Here is a 16,774-nt window from a genome sequence, read left to right as displayed (position 1 = left end):
CTCAATCGTTCCTTTTTTTGTTTATAACTGACAGCTTGATTTTTTCCCGAACTGTACATGCTAAAACAGAGCCTGTTTCGCGCTCATGAGATTGAATTTGTACAGGGGGTTTTTCGTTTGAGACAAAAATGGCAAAAAACGATCGCATTAGTGCTTCTTCCTATTGGGTTAACGGCATGTGGTGCAAATGACAATGCAGGTGTAGATACACGACAAAATCAATCAGGTCAGCCAGTCGGATATCATTCGAGTAACCGTGCGGATGACAATAACCAAGATCATCAAGGGCCAGTTTCAGAGCTCATGGAGGGAATGAACGGTGGGAATACAACGAATGTTGATTATCGAACCCGTCCTCAAGCTGATGATCGAACGCCTCTCGCAGGTGGAGATGGACGCTACAGTCATGGAGATATGAACTATCATAACCAAATGTCGTTCTCTGGCTACGATAAACAAGAGAACGTGCAGCGTTCAAGAAAAATTGCCAATCGCGTCAATAAAATGAACCACGTTGCAGACTCACAGGTGATGGTAACTGATGAAAGTGTGTATATTGCCATTAAATCAGATGGACGTCTAACGTCAGAAGGCGTATCACAAGTGGAAGAAGCAGCGACTCGTTATGCGGATGGAAGATCTGTCCAAGTGATTAAAGACGAGGGTGCTTTCACACGCTTTAGAGATATGAGAAGAACACAATTTGAAACAGGTCAAACAGGCATGACTCGATAGGTTGAAGAATAAAAAAGGCTAAAGTTCCTCAAGAACTTTAGCCTTTTCTTAAAAATAAACCTTAATGCCTATATAGAATTCGTAAAAGAAATAACAGCCAAATCCAAGTAATAAAATACCAGCAATAATGGATGTCCATTTGATCATCGTTCGATTCATCACTTTTCTTGTTAAGGATACAAGGGTGAGAAGACCGATGTCATGAAGGAGAATCCCTGCCAAAATACCGCCTGATGCCAGCATAAATTCAGATGAATCTGTTTTTGTATATGCATCTGCCAGTACAGCTCCGAATACAGAAACCCAGAACACAAGGTTTCCAGGAGACACCGCGACAAGCAAGCCGTTTCTGTACGTTTTTGCGAAAGATTTATTGACTTTTTCGCCAGCTAAATGGATGTCTTGATCCGCATCTTTAATGGAATCGTATGCGAGAATCATTAAGAATATAGCTCCGATCAGCCAGAGCGGGATTTGGACAAATGGCAGTGATAAAAACTGAGCAAACCCAGCATATAAAGCCAAGATTAGTAGGAGATCGATGGTCATACCGCCTGCTCCTACAGTTAAACCATGAAAGAAGCCGTTTTTTAATCCCTGTTTTGTCATTTCAACCGTGATCGCTCCAACTGGCAGAGCAATTGAGAATCCTATGACGATAAATGTGAGAAATATTTGCAATCGACTAGAACTTCCTTTGAAAAAGTTTGTATAAAAATTCTCCGTTTAGATTAATTATACATAATAGGAGAAAAGGATCAATGATTATTTCAGATTTTATCTAAATGTTTAGGATAGATGATGTATATAAAGGTGTATATCAAGCTGGCTTTATCTCTTTTGTAGTGGAAAGGAACTATTTTCCTAAAACTTCTTTTTTTCATGGCATCTCTATGCTACACTGTTGTGGAAATGAATAAATGTGACTAGGGGTGCCCGCGGCTGGGCTGAGAGAGAAGTGTATGCTTCTTAACCCTTTGGACCTGATCTGGCTCGTACCAGCGTGGGGAAGTTGAAGATGATACATGTGTCATATGAATGACATTCATGTTTATTTCTAACGACGAAACCAGGTTCTGTTCATAGAGCCTGGTTTTTTTGCTGGTGCTGATTCCATCCTGTCCGGTGACAAGAAGAGAAGGAGAGAACAGCAAATGAAAGAAAAGAAAAATACCCCAACAACTCAATCCTTATTATCAAGCTTTGAAGGCAGCCGAAAGGTGTATGAGAAAGGGTCAAGACCTGACATTTTAGTGCCAAAAAGAGAGATTGTCCTCTCACAAACGGTGACGCAGGCAGGAAATATTCAAAATGAACCGATTCGTGTGTACGATACGAGTGGACCTTACACCGATGAGCGTGCTCATATCGATGTTACAAAGGGGCTTCATCGTCTGAGAGCGGCATGGATCGAAGAAAGAGAGGATACAGAAAGCTATGAAGGACGTCATGTAAAACCTGAAGATAACGGATATCGCTCCAAAGAGAAAGCGTCACATCATCATGTTCTTACTGATTTTCATCATGAGCCGCTTCGCGCAAAAAAAGGTGCCTGTGTGACGCAAATGCATTATGCAAAAAAAGGTATTGTGACGCCTGAAATGGAGTTCATCGCGTTAAGAGAAGGGCTAAGTCCTGAGTTCGTGAGAGAGGAAGTAGCCAGCGGAAGAGCGGTCATTCCAGCGAATATTAACCATCCTGAAAGTGAACCGATGATTATCGGAAGGCATTTTCATGTCAAAATCAATGCGAACATTGGTAATTCAGCTGTGACATCATCCATTGATGAAGAGGTAGAAAAGATGACGTGGGCCATCAGATGGGGTGCAGACACCATGATGGATCTGTCTACAGGAAAGGACATTCATACAACGAGAGAATGGATCATTCGCAATTGCCCAGTCCCAGTAGGCACCGTTCCCATTTATCAGGCGCTTGAAAAAGTGAATGGCGTGGCAGAAGATTTGACGTGGGAAGTGTACAGAGACACGTTAATTGAACAAGCAGAGCAAGGAGTAGACTACTTCACGATTCATGCGGGCGTGCGATTAAGGTATATTCCGCTGACAGTCGATCGGGTGACCGGAATTGTTTCAAGAGGCGGTGCCATTATGGCAAGATGGTGTCTTGCCCATCATCAAGAAAATTTCCTTTATACCCACTTCGAAGACATTTGTGAGATTATGAAAACGTATGATATTGCTTTTTCACTTGGAGACGGACTCAGACCAGGATCAATAGCTGATGCCAATGATGAAGCGCAGTTTGCAGAGCTGGAAACGTTAGGTGAATTGACAGAGATCGCTTGGAAACATGATGTACAGGTGATGATTGAAGGGCCTGGACATGTTCCGATGGATAAAATCAAAGAGAATGTAGACAAACAAATGGAGATTTGCAAAGAGGCACCATTTTATACATTAGGACCTCTTACAACAGATATTGCTCCGGGATATGATCATATTACATCTGCTATCGGCGCAGCTATGATCGGCTGGTATGGGACAGCGATGCTATGCTATGTGACGCCAAAAGAGCATTTAGGTCTGCCGAACAAAGAAGATGTAAGAGAAGGTGTGATTGCCTATAAAATTGCTGCACATGCTGCTGATCTAGCAAAAGGACATCCTGCTGCTCAAAAGCGCGATGATGCTTTATCGAAAGCAAGGTTTGAATTTAGATGGCGGGACCAATTCAACCTGTCACTTGATCCAGAAAGAGCGATGGCGTTCCATGATGAAACATTGCCTGCTGAAGGCGCTAAGACTGCCCATTTTTGCTCGATGTGCGGACCGAAGTTTTGCAGCATGAAAATTTCCCATGATATTCGCAATCAATCAGAAGAAGTGAAAAAAGAGATGGAGAAGAAGGCGAAGGAGTTTATCAGCCAAGGAAGTCAAATATATTCATCCTAAAAAAGAACCTCGCACGCATGTTGTGTGGGGTTTTATCAGATCGCGGATAAGGCTTTTCTTAAGAGGTGGAAAAATGCCTTTAATGCAACCCCTATCATGTCCAGACTCGGAATAAGGGCATCTGTTAAATGAAACACGACTGTTTGTCTTTCTGGAGATGTTCGTTTCTTTTTCCGTTTCATAAAGAAAACCTCCTTTTAAATCATATACTTCTTTGCAAAGAAGAGGGATAGAGATGTTGTTTGAATTTAAACAAAATTTAAACTTCTTGTGTTTGACAGGAAAGAAGGAGGGGAAACGAGTTGAGTAGAGAATGAATGAAAAGAGCCGATCTATTTGGCAAGCTAACAAGAGAGAGTGGAAGGTGATCTTATGATGAAAGTATTTAAGGTAACATTTCATATGAACAATGGGGAAGTGCTTGATTTCGAGCTAAAACGTCCAGCTACCTATGATGTGTATAAGAAAATTGAAGAAGCCAATCATTGGTTTAAGCTGAATAATGAAATCATTAACTTATTAAATGTGAATAGCATCCATGTTGAAACAGATTGACACAGAAAAGCCGCTCAGTGAGAGCGGCTTTCATTATGCAGAGAAATCATTCCGATTATTAAGCTGACCGCGGGACAGCCAGTTCTTTTTATATAAATAAGCAATCACTTCAAGCCATAGACGCGGTGCTTTTTTCGGGAAAAAAGGTTTTTGATAATAAGCGTAAGCGGCTTTTAAATCATCCCACTGATGGCAAGCTTTTGTTTGTGTGAAACGGGCAACATCGATGACCCTGACCTGTCCTTCCTTTGTTAAGATCAGATTCCTCAGATGGATATCAGAAGGATTCAATCCTTTCTCGCGTGCTTCTTCTAGCGCATCATCGACTTGGTCAATCATTTGTTTTTTAATAGGAATCCCCTTTGTGAGGCATTCATAGAATGTATATCCTTTAATATATTCCATTAAAATATACTGATCCCCAGATTCATAAATCTCAGGGTAGTAAGACGAACCAGAGAGCTTTTCATAAATATCGGCTTCTTTGCGGGCAATATGCTGATAAGAAGGGAAAAAGACTTTTAGCGCCATTTTCTTGCCGTCTTTTTTGTATGAAAAGACATAGGCACTTCTTCCTTTGCCGCACAGCTCAAGCTCTGCCGGTTTAAAGGCAAGCTTATGAAGACGTTTATCCTCATGATACTGAATCGATTCGGCTAATCTTTTGACTTCTGACATTGACTTCACCTTCTTTGGTTTCAGTTTATGCGGCTGAAAAACGAATGATGAAAAAACCGAGCATTCGATAAAGCAATGGATTGTATAAAACATACCATTTACGAATGAAGGATACAACGAAAGACTCTTCCCATATATTCATGTCATCGATTTGGTTAATGTTTAGAAAAATGGGTCAAACTACATATGTCATGCATCGATCTCATGTTCTAAAGAGGTGTAAATAGTGAAAGTGAAGATGAAATGTTTCGTTACAGGACTTATCATGACAAGTGTGCTTTTTTTCGCTGCGGATATGGAAGGAAAAGAACACTTGCAAAAGCAGTCAAACTCGATCACCGTGCAGCTTGAAAAAGTCTATCTAGACGGAGATGTGAGTATTGAAAGACACCGGGCATCATTAGAAGACAAAGACACATTCTGGTCGCAGTATAAAGGCTGGACGCTAGTAGAGCAGAAAGAGGATTTTGCACTTTTTAGAAAGCAAATTGATGATATCTCTCCATTAAGTAAAGCAAATGGATATATCGGATTATCAGAGGACGGTGTGATTTCTACGTTTCATGGAAGGCCTGACAGCTGGGCGGAGCCCATTCATCTCTTTTTTCAAATTGATACGTCCCGTTTAGAAAGTCATGTGGAGGAGCAGCTTCAGCAAGGCATTCCTTTTCGAACAAAGGATGAATTTGAGCATGTGCTTGAAGTCATGAAGCCTTACCGAAATGAAATATCGTTTTAAAGCGTATAACAGCTTGCTGGTGTGAAGGCCGCAAGCTGTTTTTCGTAGTGTCATCGTAAAAATGCATTGAGCGAACGTATGTTAACTTTTATTGCGGTTTTCTTCTCGATTTATGTTACAATGAAGAACAGTCAAAGAGGTGAAAACGGTGATAGAGTTTGTAAAAGGGACCATTGATTATGTGTGCCCGCAATATGTTGTCATAGAAAACGGCGGAGTGGGATATCAAGTCTATAGCCCAAACCCGTTTATCTATCAAATAAATAAACAAGAAACAATTTATACGTATCATTACATAAAAGAAGACGCTTTTTCGTTATATGGATTTCAAACACGAGAAGAAAAAGCGCTGTTCACAAAACTGTTAAATGTCACAGGGATTGGGCCGAAGGGGGCTCTAGCGATTCTTGCTTCCGGTGATCCAGGCGCTGTCATTTCAGCGATAGAACGTGAAGATGAAGCGTTCCTGATTAAGTTCCCTGGTGTTGGCAAAAAGACAGCTCGCCAAATCATTCTCGACCTAAAAGGAAAGCTAGCTGATGTCGTGCCCGAAATGATTGGCAACCTATTTAATCACGAGGACCATATTCAGGTCGAAACGCAGCAAACGGCATTAGACGAAGCGCTTGAAGCCTTAAGTGTTCTCGGGTACGGTGATCGCGAAATTAAAAAGGTTCTTCCATTGTTAAAAGAAGAAAAGAATCTCACAACCGATCAATATGTGAAAAAAGCTTTACAAAAAATGTTGAAATAGGGTGATGTCTCATGGATGAACGGCTCGTCTCAACTGAAGCAGACAACCATGAATCAGCCATTGAGCAAAGTCTGCGGCCACAGACACTTAGCCAATATATCGGTCAGCAAAAAGTAAAGGATAACCTCAGCGTGTTTATTGAGGCTGCCCGGATGAGGCAGGAAACACTCGATCACGTCCTTTTATACGGACCGCCCGGACTCGGGAAAACAACGCTCGCGTCGATTATTGCCAATGAAATGAATGTTCAGCTGCGTACAACGTCTGGACCAGCGATTGAACGTCCTGGCGATTTGGCGGCAATTTTAACGTCTCTTGAGCCAGGTGATGTGTTGTTTATAGATGAAATTCATCGCTTGCAGCGCTCAATTGAGGAAGTGCTTTATCCAGCAATGGAGGATTTTTGTTTAGATATCGTCATTGGCAAAGGAGATACAGCACGCTCTGTACGGCTTGATTTACCGCCATTTACACTTGTAGGTGCCACGACCCGCGTCGGGCTTTTAACAGCGCCACTTCGTGACAGGTTTGGGGTACATGCAAGATTGGAATACTATGAGCAAAAAGATTTGGCTCACATTGTGGCAAGAACAGCCGAGCTGTTCGAGATTGGGATCGATCTTCGCTCAGCCGAAGAGATTGCAAAACGTTCCCGCGGTACGCCGAGGGTTGCCAACCGTCTGCTCAGAAGAGTAAGAGATTTTGCGCAGGTGCTTGGGAATCATGCGATTACCGAGGACATTGCGGAAGATGCCCTTGAGCGCCTTCAAGTCGACAAGCTTGGTCTTGATCATATCGATCATAAGCTGCTTTTAAGTATGATTGAAAAATTTAGAGGCGGTCCTGTTGGGCTTGATACGATCTCAGCGACAATTGGAGAAGAATCACATACGATTGAAGATGTGTACGAACCGTATTTACTGCAAATTGGTTTCCTGCAAAGAACACCAAGAGGACGGGTCGTCACAAGAGAAGCGTATGAACATTTTCAAATGGAGGTTCCGATTCGTGACTGAATTCCCTAAAATATTGATGATTTTAGGTGGTGTCCTTTTTGCCGCAGGATTAGTATTTCAATTGGTTGGTAAGCTTCCAGGTGATATTTTTGTGAAAAAAGGAAATGTGACGTTCTTTTTTCCTGTGATCACATGCATTGTCATTAGCATCGTGCTCACGATATTACTTAATATCTTTGGACGGATGAAATAACGTTAACTAGTTAACTACAGAATAGGTGAAGGAAATGAAGCTAGAACTATTTGATTTTGATTTACCAGAAAGATTGATTGCACAAGTACCGCTTGAAAAACGAGATGCATCAAGACTGATGGTCTTAAACAAACAAACGGGTGAGGTGACACACGATACATTCTCACAAATCACCGATTATTTTCAAACGGGTGATTGTCTCGTTTTAAATAATACGCGCGTTTTGCCGGCACGTTTGTTTGGAATGAAAGAGGATACAGGTGCAAAAGTTGAACTTCTTCTCTTAAAACAAGAGGAAGGAGATAAATGGGAAACACTTGTAAAACCAGCCAAACGGGTGAAAAAAGGAACAGTTATCACCTTTGGTGATGGACGGCTTCAAGCGGTATGTACAGAAGAATTAGAACATGGTGGCAGAAAAGTTGAGTTTCAGTATACCGGCATTTTTTATGAAGTACTTGAATCCCTCGGTGAGATGCCGCTGCCTCCTTATATTAAAGAGCAGCTTGACGATCGTGAACGCTATCAAACGGTGTATTCGAAAGAGGTTGGCTCCGCTGCTGCTCCAACTGCTGGTCTTCACTTTACAAACGAGCTGCTGGATGCGCTGAAAGCAAAAGGTGTGCACATCGCATTCATTACACTGCACGTGGGGCTTGGTACTTTTCGTCCGGTCAGTGCAGATCGTATTGAAGAACACGAAATGCACGCAGAGTTTTACGAAATGAATGAAGAAACAGCGGCAGAGCTTAATCGCGTTCGCAAGGAAGGCGGGCGGATTATTTCAGTGGGGACAACGTCAACGAGAACGCTAGAAACCATTGCAAGTGCGCATGATGGCGAATTCAAAGCATCAAGCGGCTGGACGTCAATCTTTATTTACCCAGGCTATACATTCAAGGCAATTGATGGTATGATCACGAATTTCCATCTGCCCAAATCCTCGTTAATCATGCTTGTCAGCGCATTAGCTGGACGAGAGCATGTCCTAAAAGCGTACAATGAGGCTGTAAAAGAGGAATACCGATTCTTCAGCTTTGGCGATGCCATGCTGATTCAATAACATCATACAACAAAGACAGGAGGGCTCATTTTTGTCGCAATTACCGATACGTTATGAGTTCATTAAATCATGCAAACAAACAGGTGCACGACTAGGGCGCGTTCATACACCACACGGCTCCTTTGACACACCTGTATTTATGCCGGTAGGTACACTGGCTACAGTCAAAACGATGGCGCCTGAAGAATTAAAGGCAATGGAAGCAGGCATCATCTTAAGCAATACGTATCACCTATGGCTTCGTCCAGGTCATGACATTGTGAAAGAAGCAGGCGGCCTGCACAAATTTATGAACTGGGATCGAGCGATTTTGACCGATTCAGGCGGATTCCAAGTATTCTCTTTGAGTGAATTTAGAAAAATTGAAGAAGAAGGCGTCCACTTCCGTAATCATTTAAATGGAGATAAGCTGTTCCTTTCTCCTGAGAAGGCCATGGACATCCAAAATGCGCTTGGCTCTGATATTATGATGGCATTTGATGAATGCCCACCATATCCAGCAGAATACGATTACATGAAACGATCTGTAGAGCGGACAAGCAGATGGGCAGAACGCTGTCTAGAAGCGCATCAGCGTCCAGAGGATCAAGGACTGTTTGGAATTGTCCAAGGCGGAGAATACGAAGAGCTTCGCAAACAAAGTGCACAAGATCTGGTTTCACTTGATTTCCCAGGCTACGCCATCGGAGGCTTATCTGTTGGTGAACCAAAAGATGTGATGAACCGTGTACTTGAGTTCACAACGCCATTGTTACCAACAGACAAGCCAAGGTACTTAATGGGTGTCGGCTCACCAGATTCCTTAATTGACGGTGCCATTCGCGGTGTAGATATGTTTGACTGCGTGCTGCCAACGCGAATTGCCAGAAACGGTACGTTGATGACAAGCGAAGGACGTCTTGTTGTGAAAAATGCAAAATATGAGCGTGATTTCAGACCAATCGATGAAAACTGTGACTGCTACACATGTAAAAACTACACACGCGCTTATATTAGACATTTAATCAAAACAAATGAAACGTTCGGAATTCGATTAACAACTTATCATAATCTTCATTTTCTGTTAAAATTAATGGAGCAAGTGAGAGAAGCTATCCGTGAGGATCGTTTAGGTGATTTTAAAGAAGAGTTTTTTGAGCGTTACGGCTTTAACGAACCGAATGCGAAAAACTTTTAACGCATAAACGAAAAGGCTTTACAATGCTTTAGAAAGGGGTGAAATAGAATGGATGGTGGTATGGGTTCAATCATTATGATTGTTGTCATGTTTGCTGTGCTTTACTTCTTATTAATCCGTCCACAGCAAAAGCAACAAAAAGCTGTGCGTCAGATGCAGCAATCTTTATCAAAAGGCGATAAAATCGTCACAATCGGTGGTTTACACGGTGAAATCGACTACATTGATGAATCAAAAGTGGTCATCAAAACAAGCGAAAACAACCGTTTAACTTTCGATCGACGTGCTATTAGAGAACTAGCTGACAAAGGCTAATCCTCCGATACATAGCCATAAAAAAAAGAGCGATATATCCGCTCTTTTTTTATTTGCCTCGAAGATTGACGCCAATCATTCCGCCGAGCATACAAATTCCTAGAAATGCCCCATGATAGATGAACTGCTCTGGTGAAAAGGTTTCTCCAAACCCTAAATATTGAAACAAAAATACAGTGAGAGAAAAGATCATAGAAGTGATCGCACCAATGAGCCAGCCGCGCTCCTTTGCTTTTCCTCCAGAAATGATCCCCCCTAATAAAAGCGCCACAAAGGACAAAATCATAATCATCCATTTAAACGATGATTCCTGCATACTTGTGAAGGTAAGCATGAGCGATACAAGTAAGCTTGTGGCAATCATCACGATAAAAATGGTCATTAAGCCGGATAAAATCCCTTTTCCGATTTGTTTCGTTTCCTGCATGTGATTCGTCTCCTCTCCAATTGACCGAAGCTTGTCTTTTACTAAAATGTATTCACTATGAAGAAAAAATAGACATGTTTCTCACGATAAAAACAGAGGCTTTCTTTTCTACATAAATAAAGGGTTTTGACACAAGCTATGTTAGAGAAGGAGGGCATCACATGCAGGACATCTTGATTATCTCCATGAGAACAATCATTTTATATTTTCTTATTTGGTTTATTTTTCGGTTAATGGGCAAGAGAGAAATTGGCGAATTGAGTATTTTAGATCTTGTCATTTTTATGATGATCGCAGAAATTGCGGTTCTCGCCATAGAAGAAGTCGAGGATCACATGTTACATACGGTATGGCCGATCCTGCTGTTAACCTTCATTCAAATCACACTCGCCTACCTCTCATTGAAATTCCAAGGTGTCCGGCGCTTTCTTGACGGTAAACCGGCCCTGCTCATTATCAATGGGAAAATCGACGAGGGTGCGATGAGAAAACAGCGATACAATTTTGATGACCTGCTCATTCAATTAAGAGAAAACAACATCGATAGCATTCAGGATGTGTCTTACGCCATTTTAGAGCCATCTGGAAAGCTTGCGGTCGTTGAAAAAGAAAACAAGCACACACACGGAGCGCTTGAGCTGCCACTTATTGCTGATGGCGTTGTACAGCACGATCATTTGAAGCAAATTAATCAAAATGAACAGTGGCTGAAAGATGAGATTGCCAAAAGGGGCTATCATGAAATTGATCAGATTTCCTACTGTAGCTTTAATCAAAAGACATTTTATATTGATTTGAAAGATGAAGTGATCAAGAAGACATGAGCTAAAGCAGTTTCCCTATAAACGGGATACGGCGAAGCTCTTCTCGCTTCACTAGCCCTAGACAGATTAATAGAATGACATACAGCGCGCACGTAACAAAGATCAGTATCACAAGCTCAATCGGGGCAGAAAAGAGCCCATTTACTTGAGATTTCAGCCAAAGGCTGACAGCCCCAGTGCCGATGATCACAAGAACGCATATCCCATATTCCTTCATTGGTAAATGAATAGGCAGTACTTTACCGACAGTTGCCGCATGAAGCAGCGTGACAAGGACGATGCCGATTAATATTGCAAGTGCTGCCCCCATAATGCCAAAGCCCGGCTGTGAAGCAAGGACAAAAATCATTCCTGTTTTCACAACAGCACCTATCAGACTATTTGTCATCGCCGCACCAGCTAAATTGAGTGCTTGCAAGACGGCTTGAAGCGGCCCTTGAAAATAATATAGAAGGAAAAATGGTGCCATGAATTTTACATAAATAGCCGCATGCGATGAACCATACATAAAGAGCGTTAAATCTTCTGCGTAAACGAAAAGAATAATACAGGAAATACCTCCGCTGAGTAGACAAAGACGCATCGCCTGCTTCAGCCTGTATTCGACCGTTTTGCGTTTGTTCTGCTCCATTCCTTCACTGATCGCTGGGACCAGTGCAGTGGAGAGAGAATACGTAATAAAGCTAGGCAGTGTCAACAGAGTTAGCGCAAGACCAGTCAACTCTCCGTATTGTCTTGTTGCCTCGACAGCCGCATATCCAGCAATGGCAAGACTTTGCGCGACAACTATCGGTTCTAAAAACCACGAAATATTCCCGATAAAACGGCTGCCTGTTGTTGGCAGGGCAATACTCATCAATTGCTTAAACGTGTCCTTACCGTCATGAATCGCCTTAAAAAATCGTTTTCGAATACGAATGGTCTTTTTATAACGAAAGGCAATCAGTAAATAAGCAAGTGAAATCATCTCTCCAATAACAGATGAAATCATCGCACCTGCTGCCGCATATTCAATCCCATAAGGAAGGAAAGCTGTTGTACATACTGCCACTAGAGAAATTCTTGCAACCTGTTCCAGTACTTGAGATATGGCAAGCGGGCTCATTTGCTGTCTGCCTTGAAAATACCCTCTTAGCACACTGGAAATGGCGATGACTGGGACAACGGGCGTAATGGCAAGCAGTGGATAGACCGTTCTAGGATCTGTCAGCATATTTTCTGCCATGATGGGTGCAAACCATAAAAAGAGCGGCGTGAATATCAGGCTGAGTGTCCCTGTTATCGCAAGGGACATGACAAGAATACGTTTTGTTTTCTGTTTGTCACCCCGGGCTTCTGCTTCTGCGACAAGCTTACTAATAGCGACAGGCAGTCCGAATTGTGTGAGCGTCACAGCGAGAAAAAAGGTAGGAGCAGCCATCATATAAAGCCCGACTCCTTCTTCGCCAATGAACCTTGCAATGACAATTCGATTGACAAAACCCAATATTCTCGTGATAAAACCTGCTAAAATTAAAATAATTGTCCCTTTTAAAAACGTTTGCTTCGTCAAATCAAAGATCACCTGCCTTCTCAAACGACATAGAATCATATACAATAAGATATGCGTGTATATCGTCCAAGCATGACAAGTCTCTCGATAAAAACTGAAAAGGGGGAGCATCCCATTGACACAACATCCGGCTGCAATTTACAAAGACCATTTAAAGCCTTTTCTGTTCAGTAAGCTTGAAGAATTCATCGTTTTGGGCTATAAAGATGTAGATTTAGAGGAATTATGGTCATACTTAGAGAATAAGAAGTGGAAGAAAAAACAAGAGTATCCGATTCATGAAATGGTTGCAGATATTTTATCTGTGAAAATTGGCGAATTTATGAACTATGCAACCGTTCAGTCGTTTAAAACGTCTGCTTTTTTGGACAGTGAAGATGGCAAGAATATGCTAGATGAACTGTTGAAATAAGCCATCTTAATGGATTCAGGTGTTTAAGGAGGAAATACATAATGAAAAAAGGGCGCATTCTTGCGTTTTTCTTAGTGGTTCTGTTAATCGGAACTGGCGTAGGCTTACTAACAAAGCCTGTTGCGAAAGATATGACGCTAGGGCTGGATTTGCAGGGTGGATTTGAAGTCCTATATGATGTACATCCAGTGAAAAAAGAGGATAAAATCACAAATAGTGTCCTCGTCAGTACAGTGGAGGCTTTAAACCGAAGAGCCAATGTGCTAGGTGTAAGTGAGCCGAACATCTCGATTGAAGGCAACAATCGTATCCGCGTGCAGCTTGCGGGAGTAAAAGATCAAAACAGAGCTAGGGAGATTCTTTCCACTGAAGCACAGCTATCCTTCAGAGATACGAATGATAAAGAACTCCTTAACGGGGCTGACCTGGTCGAAAACAGTGCAAAACAAACATTCAGTCAAACGAATGAGCCAATTGTGACGGTTAAACTAAAGGATGCGAAAAAATTTGGTGACGTCACAAGAAAAGTAGCGGCGATGGCGCCGAATAACCAGCTTGTCATTTGGCTTGATTACCACAAAGGAGATTCCTTCAAAAAAGAAGTCTCAAAATCAAACCACAAATATGTCTCTGCGCCGAATGTGAATCAAGAAATTAACAGCAGTGACGTGCAAATTGAAGGGAAATTTACTGTTCAAGAGGCAAAGGACCTTGCAAGTATTTTAAATGCCGGGGCATTGCCAGTGAAATTAACAGAAAAATATTCAACATCTGTGAGTGCACAGTTTGGTGAACAAGCACTGGACGAAACAGTGTTCGCAGGAATTGTAGGAATCGCATTTATCTTCTTATTCATGCTGCTTTATTACCGATTACCTGGTCTTATCGCTGTCATCACACTTTCAGCTTATATTTACATTACGCTTCAAGTGTTTGACTGGATGGGTGCAGTCATGACGCTGCCTGGAATTGCGGCATTGATTCTAGGGGTAGGGATGGCTGTTGATGCCAACATTATTACTTATGAGCGGATCAAAGAAGAGCTCAAGCTCGGCAAATCAGTCCGTTCTGCTTTCAGATCAGGGAACCGCCGATCATTTGCAACCATCTTTGATGCAAACTTAACAAGTATTATTGCCGGCGGCGTGCTGTTCTTTTTCGGGACAAGCTCGGTAAAAGGATTTGCAACGATGCTCATCCTATCGATTTTAACTAGCTTTATCACAGCTGTCTTCCTATCAAGATTCCTTCTCGGTCTTCTTGTTGAAAGTCGCTATCTTGACCGGAGAAAAGGCTGGTTTGGTGTTCGTCAAAAAGACATTATGAACATTCATGAAACAACAGAAACCACCGAGCCAAAAACGCCATTTGATAAGTGGGATTTCGTCAGCAAACGTAAAGGATTTATGATTTTCTCAGCTACTATCACCATTGCGGGAATCATCGTTCTTTCCATCTTCAAGCTGAATGCGGGAATTGACTTTACAAGTGGAACTAGAATTGATATCCAAAGTGATCACAAGCTGTCAACTGAACAAGTCGAGCAAGACTTTAAAAAGCTGGACCTTGAGACAGACAGTGTCGTGTTATCGGGTCAAAAAGAAAATCAGGCAGCAGCGAGATTTGTCGGTGTGCCGAACAAAGAAAAGATTGCTGAAGTGAAAGATTACTTCAAAGATAAATACGGAACGGAGCCGAACGTAAGTACAGTGTCTCCGACTGTTGGGAAAGAACTTGCCCGAAATGCATTATATGCTGTCATCATTGCTTCAATAGGGATCATTTTATATGTATCCGTTCGATTTGAATATAAAATGGCCATTGCAGCGATTATTTCACTGCTGTATGACGCGTTCTTTATCGTGGCCTTCTTTAGTATTACGCGTTTAGAGGTAGATGTCACCTTCATTGCGGCGATCCTCACAGTCATCGGATATTCGATCAACGACACGATCGTCACCTTTGACAGGGTTCGTGAACAAATGAAGAAGCGCAAACCAAAAACGATTGAAGATCTATCGTACATTGTGAACTTAAGTTTACAGCAAACCTTTACGCGATCTGTCAACACGGTATTAACCGTACTTGTCGTTGTGATCGCACTGCTTATCTTTGGATCAGCGTCAATTACAAACTTCTCCATCGCCTTACTTGTCGGTCTGTTAACAGGGGTGTACTCATCTCTATATATCGCAGCGCAAATTTGGCTCATGTGGAAAGGCCGTGAGATGAAAAAACCGGCGAAGATTGATACTGAGCAAGATATTTAATTGAGTGAGACTGCCCAAGCGGCAGTCTTTTTTCATTAGTTTTTCCGAAAATAAGACGATTCGAAAAAATATTTCGGGTATCGTTGATCTTGAAATGGTCTTTTGCTATAATGACATACGTTTAGACAAGTATAGAAAGCAAGTGTCCGTTTGAGGCATTTGGCTTTATTCATTGAAGGGGCTGTTATGAAGGTTCGGGAAACTGAACTGCCAGGTATCGGTCACAAAGCCGAAATGATCACAAAAAATAATGAGAAGCTTGCCATCATTACACACGATGACGGCAGGAGAGAAATGTATCATTTTCAAGAGGACGATCATGAAGAATCTATTTCTGGTATCTTGCTAAACGATGAAGAAGCAAGTCAAATTGCAGCAATCTTAGGCGGCATGGTATATAAGCCGAAAGCGTTTGAAACTGTAGAAGTAGCCATTGATGAACTGATGATTGAATGGTTTAAGATTGAAAAGAATGCACCAGCTGTTCAGCAAACCATCGGTGACCTGAGTGTCCGCCAATATGATCAAGTAACAGTCATCGCTATCGTGAGAAAATCATATGAGAAAATGTGAAATCCAGGACCTGAAACGGTCATTGAAGAAGGGGATACCCTTGTTATTTCTGGAGCTAAGACAAGAAATAAAGAACCTCATTAATGAAAAACTCAGCAGCTAATTCATGCCCATGCTGATAGATTTTCTTCCGCTCATTTCTTTCTGTGTTTAAAAAGGACAATAAAAAGGGAAGAATAAAAGAAAAAGCTTGGGGGATATGTAGATGAACAAACAACAATGGACCATCATACTCGCATTTATTTTCGTATTAATTGTCTCAGTATTTGCCGTGATCAATGTGCGGCCAGTGCAAGTTGACTACTTATTTGGATCGGCTGAATGGCCGCTGATTCTTGTCATTATTGGTTCTGTGCTCATGGGCGGACTCATTGTGGCTTTTGCAGGGATCTTCCAAATTGTGAAACTAAAACGTGAACTAAAGGCTTTAAAAGCTGAGCGTGCAGCCGCACCTGCACCTGCTGTTTCGAATAAAAAGGTCGACAAAGACGTTCAAAAGAAACCGAATGTGACGCCTTTAAAAGAACAGCCAGCATCATTTGACCGGAAGGAAAAATAATCTTCCAGCACAATTTC

At 41.9% G+C, this 16,774-nt stretch carries 19 protein-coding genes, 1 pseudogene and 1 riboswitch; of the genes and pseudogenes, 15 read left to right on the top strand and 5 right to left on the bottom strand.

The genetic code is table 11. The features are described from left to right. Window positions 1-117 precede the first annotated feature (117 nt). Window positions 118-735 (top strand): YhcN/YlaJ family sporulation lipoprotein, encoded by a 618-nt coding sequence (locus MKY18_RS12410; protein WP_342497525.1) that lies wholly within the window; start codon window positions 118-120, stop codon window positions 733-735. Window positions 736-783: 48 nt separating this feature from the next. On the opposite strand, the gene MKY18_RS12405 is transcribed toward MKY18_RS12410, so the two are convergent. After that, window positions 784-1,416, bottom strand: coding sequence for a LysE family transporter (locus MKY18_RS12405; protein ID WP_278175883.1), 633 nt, complete (start codon window positions 1,414-1,416; stop codon window positions 784-786). Between the two features lie 237 nt (window positions 1,417-1,653). Further along, a riboswitch (TPP riboswitch) is annotated at window positions 1,654-1,762 on the top strand. 127 nt (window positions 1,763-1,889) lie between these two features. Between MKY18_RS12405 and thiC the strand changes: the two genes are divergently transcribed. Next, window positions 1,890-3,650, top strand: a complete 1,761-nt coding sequence (thiC, locus tag MKY18_RS12400; RefSeq protein WP_342497524.1) for a phosphomethylpyrimidine synthase ThiC — start codon at window positions 1,890-1,892, stop codon at window positions 3,648-3,650. 35 nt (window positions 3,651-3,685) lie between these two features. Here the strand turns inward: thiC and MKY18_RS12395 are convergent, their stop codons facing one another. After that, the gene (locus MKY18_RS12395) at window positions 3,686-3,832 is read right to left on the bottom strand and encodes a hypothetical protein (protein WP_003216600.1); all 147 of its coding nucleotides are present in this window, start codon (window positions 3,830-3,832) and stop codon (window positions 3,686-3,688) included. Window positions 3,833-4,025: 193 nt separating this feature from the next. Between MKY18_RS12395 and MKY18_RS12390 the strand changes: the two genes are divergently transcribed. Further along, entirely contained in the window at window positions 4,026-4,205 is a 180-nt protein-coding gene (locus MKY18_RS12390; RefSeq protein WP_034620653.1) for a hypothetical protein, read from the top strand. Window positions 4,206-4,238: 33 nt separating this feature from the next. On the opposite strand, the gene MKY18_RS12385 is transcribed toward MKY18_RS12390, so the two are convergent. After that, window positions 4,239-4,883 carry a protein kinase family protein gene (locus tag MKY18_RS12385; RefSeq protein WP_113767487.1) on the bottom strand — a complete coding sequence of 215 codons (645 nt, stop codon included), beginning with the start codon at window positions 4,881-4,883 and terminating at the stop codon, window positions 4,239-4,241. Between the two features lie 238 nt (window positions 4,884-5,121). On the opposite strand from MKY18_RS12385, the gene MKY18_RS12380 reads away from it, so the two are divergent. The 7 genes from MKY18_RS12380 to yajC all read left to right on the top strand — a co-directional run bounded on the left by MKY18_RS12380 (window position 5,122) and on the right by yajC (window position 10,140). Further along, window positions 5,122-5,622: an intercompartmental signaling factor BofC gene (locus tag MKY18_RS12380; protein ID WP_185107331.1), complete on the top strand. Its 501-nt coding sequence runs from the start codon at window positions 5,122-5,124 to the stop codon at window positions 5,620-5,622. Between the two features lie 148 nt (window positions 5,623-5,770). Next, complete coding sequence (ruvA, locus tag MKY18_RS12375) at window positions 5,771-6,376, top strand: Holliday junction branch migration protein RuvA (RefSeq protein WP_044140019.1); 606 nt, start codon at window positions 5,771-5,773, stop codon at window positions 6,374-6,376. Between the two features lie 11 nt (window positions 6,377-6,387). Continuing rightward, on the top strand, window positions 6,388-7,392 hold the full coding sequence (ruvB, locus tag MKY18_RS12370) for a Holliday junction branch migration DNA helicase RuvB (protein ID WP_265208125.1): 1,005 nt from the start codon (window positions 6,388-6,390) through the stop codon (window positions 7,390-7,392). Beyond that, window positions 7,385-7,585, top strand: a complete 201-nt coding sequence (locus MKY18_RS12365) for a DUF2905 domain-containing protein (RefSeq protein WP_012010741.1) — start codon at window positions 7,385-7,387, stop codon at window positions 7,583-7,585. Before ruvB ends, MKY18_RS12365 begins: the two co-directional genes overlap by 8 nt. Before the next feature lie 34 nt (window positions 7,586-7,619). Further along, a complete protein-coding gene (queA, locus tag MKY18_RS12360; protein WP_044140021.1) occupies window positions 7,620-8,648 on the top strand; it encodes a tRNA preQ1(34) S-adenosylmethionine ribosyltransferase-isomerase QueA in 1,029 nt (342 codons plus the stop codon). Window positions 8,649-8,679: 31 nt separating this feature from the next. After that, complete coding sequence (gene tgt, locus MKY18_RS12355; RefSeq protein ID WP_044140022.1) at window positions 8,680-9,825, top strand: tRNA guanosine(34) transglycosylase Tgt; 1,146 nt, start codon at window positions 8,680-8,682, stop codon at window positions 9,823-9,825. 48 nt (window positions 9,826-9,873) lie between these two features. Beyond that, window positions 9,874-10,140, top strand: a complete 267-nt coding sequence (gene yajC / locus MKY18_RS12350; RefSeq protein WP_003216659.1) for a preprotein translocase subunit YajC — start codon at window positions 9,874-9,876, stop codon at window positions 10,138-10,140. 49 nt (window positions 10,141-10,189) lie between these two features. Here the strand turns inward: yajC and MKY18_RS12345 are convergent, their stop codons facing one another. Then, a complete protein-coding gene (locus tag MKY18_RS12345; protein WP_265208126.1) occupies window positions 10,190-10,567 on the bottom strand; it encodes a TIGR04086 family membrane protein in 378 nt (125 codons plus the stop codon). A gap of 161 nt (window positions 10,568-10,728) precedes the next feature. Between MKY18_RS12345 and MKY18_RS12340 the strand changes: the two genes are divergently transcribed. Then, window positions 10,729-11,391, top strand: coding sequence for a DUF421 domain-containing protein (locus MKY18_RS12340; protein WP_044140024.1), 663 nt, complete (start codon window positions 10,729-10,731; stop codon window positions 11,389-11,391). 1 nt (window position 11,392) lies between these two features. Here the strand turns inward: MKY18_RS12340 and spoVB are convergent, their stop codons facing one another. Beyond that, window positions 11,393-12,943, bottom strand: a complete 1,551-nt coding sequence (spoVB, locus tag MKY18_RS12335) for a stage V sporulation protein B (RefSeq protein ID WP_044140025.1) — start codon at window positions 12,941-12,943, stop codon at window positions 11,393-11,395. A gap of 115 nt (window positions 12,944-13,058) precedes the next feature. Here spoVB and MKY18_RS12330 point away from each other — a divergent pair, with 115 nt between their 5' ends. From MKY18_RS12330 to MKY18_RS12315, 4 genes and pseudogenes are all read left to right on the top strand, one after another. Further along, complete coding sequence (locus MKY18_RS12330) at window positions 13,059-13,355, top strand: post-transcriptional regulator (RefSeq protein WP_003216788.1); 297 nt, start codon at window positions 13,059-13,061, stop codon at window positions 13,353-13,355. A gap of 41 nt (window positions 13,356-13,396) precedes the next feature. Beyond that, entirely contained in the window at window positions 13,397-15,625 is a 2,229-nt protein-coding gene (gene secDF, locus MKY18_RS12325; RefSeq protein ID WP_003216337.1) for a protein translocase subunit SecDF, read from the top strand. Window positions 15,626-15,811: 186 nt separating this feature from the next. Then, window positions 15,812-16,301 (top strand): annotated as a pseudogene (locus tag MKY18_RS12320) (cation:proton antiporter regulatory subunit). A gap of 102 nt (window positions 16,302-16,403) precedes the next feature. Beyond that, on the top strand, window positions 16,404-16,757 hold the full coding sequence (locus MKY18_RS12315) for a lipopolysaccharide assembly protein LapA domain-containing protein (RefSeq protein ID WP_044140026.1): 354 nt from the start codon (window positions 16,404-16,406) through the stop codon (window positions 16,755-16,757). The last annotated feature ends 17 nt before the right edge of the window (window positions 16,758-16,774 follow it).

This window comes from Bacillus sp. FSL R7-0672, assembly GCF_038601465.1.
In the GTDB taxonomy this organism is placed as follows: Bacteria; Bacillota; Bacilli; order Bacillales; family Bacillaceae; genus Bacillus; species Bacillus pumilus.
The sequence above is the reverse complement of the archived record's forward strand: the minus strand, read 5'-3'. Positions and strand labels throughout refer to the sequence as shown.

Bases quoted from the DNA above. Each gene is read 5' to 3' on its own strand.
- thiC (WP_342497524.1), top strand. From the start codon at position 1,890: ATGAAAGAAAAGAAAAATACCCCAACAACTCAATCCTTATTATCAAGC.
- MKY18_RS12395 (WP_003216600.1), bottom strand. From the start codon at position 3,832: ATGAAACGGAAAAAGAAACGAACATCTCCAGAAAGACAAACAGTCGTG.
- MKY18_RS12390 (WP_034620653.1), top strand. From the start codon at position 4,026: ATGAAAGTATTTAAGGTAACATTTCATATGAACAATGGGGAAGTGCTT.
- MKY18_RS12385 (WP_113767487.1), bottom strand. From the start codon at position 4,883: ATGTCAGAAGTCAAAAGATTAGCCGAATCGATTCAGTATCATGAGGAT.
- MKY18_RS12380 (WP_185107331.1), top strand. From the start codon at position 5,122: ATGAAATGTTTCGTTACAGGACTTATCATGACAAGTGTGCTTTTTTTC.
- ruvB (WP_265208125.1), top strand. From the start codon at position 6,388: ATGGATGAACGGCTCGTCTCAACTGAAGCAGACAACCATGAATCAGCC.
- queA (WP_044140021.1), top strand. From the start codon at position 7,620: ATGAAGCTAGAACTATTTGATTTTGATTTACCAGAAAGATTGATTGCA.
- yajC (WP_003216659.1), top strand. From the start codon at position 9,874: ATGGATGGTGGTATGGGTTCAATCATTATGATTGTTGTCATGTTTGCT.
- MKY18_RS12345 (WP_265208126.1), bottom strand. From the start codon at position 10,567: ATGCAGGAAACGAAACAAATCGGAAAAGGGATTTTATCCGGCTTAATG.
- MKY18_RS12340 (WP_044140024.1), top strand. From the start codon at position 10,729: ATGCAGGACATCTTGATTATCTCCATGAGAACAATCATTTTATATTTT.
- secDF (WP_003216337.1), top strand. From the start codon at position 13,397: ATGAAAAAAGGGCGCATTCTTGCGTTTTTCTTAGTGGTTCTGTTAATC.
- MKY18_RS12315 (WP_044140026.1), top strand. From the start codon at position 16,404: ATGAACAAACAACAATGGACCATCATACTCGCATTTATTTTCGTATTA.